The sequence below is a fragment of the Streptomyces sp. S6 genome (genome assembly GCF_054880855.1).
Genome location: NZ_JBTYMC010000550.1, coordinates 1 through 2293, shown reverse-complemented (window position 1 = coordinate 2293; position 2293 = coordinate 1). Strand labels below are relative to the sequence as shown.

General features: G+C 72.1%; 3 protein-coding genes. All 3 read right to left on the bottom strand.

Going from position 1 to position 2293, the window contains the following annotated elements:
- Positions 1-592: hypothetical protein (locus ACVNF4_RS35065; protein WP_461806894.1), on the bottom strand; the 592-nt coding region annotated here is incomplete at its 3' end.
- A 26-nt stretch (positions 593-618) separates the two neighbouring features.
- Positions 619-1773, bottom strand: coding sequence for a hypothetical protein (locus ACVNF4_RS35060; RefSeq protein ID WP_461806893.1), 1155 nt, complete (start codon positions 1771-1773; stop codon positions 619-621).
- Between the two features lie 138 nt (positions 1774-1911).
- Positions 1912-2058 (bottom strand): hypothetical protein, encoded by a 147-nt coding sequence (locus tag ACVNF4_RS35055; RefSeq protein ID WP_461806892.1) that lies wholly within the window; start codon positions 2056-2058, stop codon positions 1912-1914.
- Between the last annotated feature and the right edge of the window lie 235 nt (positions 2059-2293).

The window sequence follows — 2293 nt, the reverse complement described above, 5'->3', positions numbered from 1 at the left end:
CGCCCGGCACGGGCGCCGGCGCCGCATGGGTGCGGGTGTACCGGGCCACCGCGGCCGCGACGCCCTCCGGCAGCGGCTCGTTTGTCGTGCCCAGGCCCACCGTCAGCTGCGCGGGGTCCACCCGGCGGACCAGGACGGCCAGGAACTCGCGGTCCAGTTCGTCGGCGGCGTGCACGTTCTCGAAGTAGCAGCTCAGACGGCCCGGCCGGGGCAGGGCGGCGCACTTCCTCAGGAAGTCCGTGAGGCTGTAGGCGAGCAGCAGGGGCCGTACGGTGGAGTAGGCGCGCACGAGGAAACGCCGGTGCTCCCGGTACACCTCGGCGGGGATCGGGCGGAACACCTCGGGGGCGATGAGCCCGTTCAGCTCCGGCGCCACGTAGAGGATCTCCGTGGCGTGCGCGTGCACCAGCTCGGGGGCGTGCTCGTACACCAGCGGGACCAGCCGGCGCAGCAGGGTGCCGGTGCCCGAGTAGATTCCCCGCAGCCGGCTGTGGCTGTCGCTCACCAGCGTGGTCCCGGCCGGGGCGACCTCCTCCCAGGCGGCCCGCCGGTCACGCCGGTAGGGCCCGCTGATCCGGAGATGACTCGACATGTCTCGTTCCGATCCGTCGTGGAGGGTCAGTGATGCGGCCGGCGCGCGGGTGGGCCCGCCCTGCGTCCGGCCCGCCGCCGGCGCAGCACCAGGACGGCGACCGTCGCGGGCGGCACGAGGTTCAGCAGGAGGACCAGGCAGCTGTCCAGGAACGGGGCGCCGAACGGGTCACCGGCGGCCAGCCGCGCGGCGACGCCGGTGAGGACCGTGACCGCGGCAGGGATGCCGATCCAGGCCAGCATGCCCAGCGTGAACAGCCAGCCCAGGACGAAGAGATGGCTGTACCAGCGGGCGACCTGCCGGTCACGCGGGTGCCAGCGGCGCTCGTCGTACGGCGCGGCGCGGCGCAGGACGCGGTGCGCGCGGTTGGCGAGATACTCCGTGGTCGTCCGGTGCAGGTTCACGCACCGCAGTGCTGTCACGAGCACCTGGTACACGTCGGTGCGCAGGTGGAAACAGAACTGCCAGGCGAGCCGCAGCAGCGTGGCCAGCGCCAGGGCCAGGAAGAACGTGCCGGGAAGGGCGTGCGGGCCGGCGAGCCGGGCCGAGATCGTCAGCAGCGAGAACCAGAGGAGGTCGGCGAGCATCCCGGCCAGCAGCGGGAGATAGCGGGAGCCGCGGGGAACGCTCCACAGCCCGCTCAGGTCCGTCTCGAAGACCAGGATGTGGAGGCGGTTGCCGAGAGCGAGCCGCGACGGGACGCCGAGCCTTCGGCCGGCCAGCGCGTGCATGGCCTCATGGAAGAAGATCCCCGGTATCTGCCCGAGGAACAGTCCCGCCTCCACCAGCACGAACGACGGCGTGAAGAAGAGTTTCTCGTGACCCGGCCGCAGGGACGGGTGCGCGGCCGTCAGGAACAGGGCGTACCCGCAGACGCCGGCGTAGAGGAGCCAGGCCGGCCACGAGAAGGCGGCCCGGCCCAGCCGGTGCCAGCGCGGCCGCCGCGGCACGGCGGGAGCGTCCGCCGCGCCCGGCTCGCGGACGAAACCGAGGTCCCGGAGCGTCTCCACGAAGTCCGCCATGTCGACGTCCTCGCCGTAGCGCTCGCGGTACCACCGCTGCGCCTCGTGCGTGCCGGTGCCGTCCTGTAACCGCATCAGGAGGCCGGCGCCGTCCGCGGGGAACGCGGCGTAGGTGCCGGTGTCCTTGCGTCCCACGACGACATCGGGACCGTCCGGCACGAAGGTCAGCGGATGGAACGCCAGGATGTCACCGGAAATCCCGGACTCCGGGATGCGAGCCGGCCGTGCCCGCCGGGCCGGGGGAGCGGTGTGCCCGGAGGTGTCCGCCCCCGGGCACCGTCTCGCGGCCGTCCCGGGTCACGGAGTGGGAAGCGGCTGGTGGTTGAACGGCGCCGACGTCACCTTGATCGGCTCGGTCCGCCGCACCGCGATCTTCTTCATCGGACGGACGCGCCTGGCCTCGTCCGTCTGCTTCACCTGAATGCCCTGCCCGGACTCTTTCACCCGATCGCCCCTTCCGGCACTGCGTGATCGCCTGGACTGCCGGTGCGATCTTAGAGAGTCCGGCAGTAGGCGTGTTGGGTGATCGGCTGGGTGCCCCGGACGCAGAGCAGGCACGAGCCGGGGTGATCATGGAGTTCTCTACGCTCAGTGATCACCGGAGGGCTCGTGCCTGTCCTGCCATCATGCCTGCTCGAACCCCTGTGGGACCAGTTCGCGGCCCTGCTGCCCGAGCACG